General features: G+C 43.4%; 1 protein-coding gene. It reads right to left on the bottom strand.

The features are described from left to right. Positions 1–126 precede the first annotated feature (126 nt). Positions 127–951, bottom strand: a complete 825-nt coding sequence (locus tag AB1S50_RS19455; RefSeq protein WP_367152932.1) for an RNA-directed DNA polymerase — start codon at positions 949–951, stop codon at positions 127–129. Positions 952–1217: the final 266 nt, after the last annotated feature.

Here is a 1217-nt window from a genome sequence, read left to right as displayed (position 1 = left end):
AGTCCGTCTTGAAGGCGGGGAAAGCTCGCCACCAAGGCCCGTAAGGGTAAAAAATGGCCTTAAATCGTCTATTTGGGCCGAGAATTGCGGATTCAAACGATTACCGTGTTTGAATCTGGCTGAAAATCAACAGCCTGCTAGGTCCTTTAGCGAAATTACTGATGTTTTGTCTGGGTTGAAAAGTAAATTCTCACATGCATGTGAAGAAAGCATTTCATTTAGCCAATTGGTTACGCTGGCGGCTATATCTGTATATTTGGGGGGTTCTTCTATGCTGACTACTAATCTTAGATCGTCTACGTAGCGGCAATAGTCGTGAAGGATAATTCCGGTAGTGTTTGGTACTTTGTTGTTGATATGCTTTCCGACGGCACAGTCAAAATCAAGCATGTACGCATTAGCAAAAAAACCTGCGGATACGAGTCCTTGTGGTATTCCCAGCTTACCTTTAATGGGAATTCCCAGGCCCTCGGCTCGAGATAAGTCATCTTTGGTCCATTTCCAGTCCGTTATTTTTCTGAATGATGTCCAAAATTTTTTGTGGCCTGAATGATTAGTAAATCTTTTACATATTTTTTTTATCTTCTTAATCAGTAAGTCGCGATCTATGTTGTCATAGAACTTCGAGAGGTCGAGATTTACTATGTAAATGAGTTCGGACCTTACGTAGCTTTGTGCTATTTCTCTTCCTACTATTACTGGTCGGCGTAAAAAATTTTGGTAGTCTGTAAAGAACTTTCGGTAGATTTGACTGTTTCCCCAGCGAAACCATGCTAGATTCTTTCCGTCTTCCTCTTTCCAATCACAGATTAGGCGATTTCCGTAGCTGTAGACCCCATTTTTTTTGTGAGAAAAAATATCGTTGCTACTACAGTCCCCTTGCGCTGTTTCAATGGTGTCTGCCAGACAAAGCATTGCGGCGGTTGCCCACGTTTGATCTCGCACTGTCATGTGCGCTAAGGGACGTAGTGGTATCTTACTTTTCTTGGCGTTGAGGTCTTTTTGGTCTAGCTGCCGTTTGGCTATCCAGCCTTTTTTGGCATCAATAACCCAATGATCACTTTTGGCGGCTGGGACTAGTGGGCTATGCGGAAAATAAGGTTACGTGATTTGATTTCATGTATACTTGCCCCATGGATACTCCGGACGTTTTTACAATTACCGCTCATGATGCAGCAATCCTGGAAAGCTGGATTCGCAGCACCTCGCTTCAGCAG

Origin of the sequence: Microbulbifer discodermiae (genome assembly GCF_040742695.1) — a bacterium.
GTDB lineage: Bacteria > Pseudomonadota > Gammaproteobacteria > Pseudomonadales > Cellvibrionaceae > Microbulbifer.
Note: the sequence above shows the minus strand (reverse complement) of the source record. Positions and strands in the feature narration are given on the sequence as shown.

Excerpts from the sequence above, each read along its gene's own strand:
- AB1S50_RS19455 (WP_367152932.1), bottom strand. The coding sequence starts at position 951 with ATGACAGTGCGAGATCAAACGTGGGCAACCGCCGCAATGCTTTGTCTG.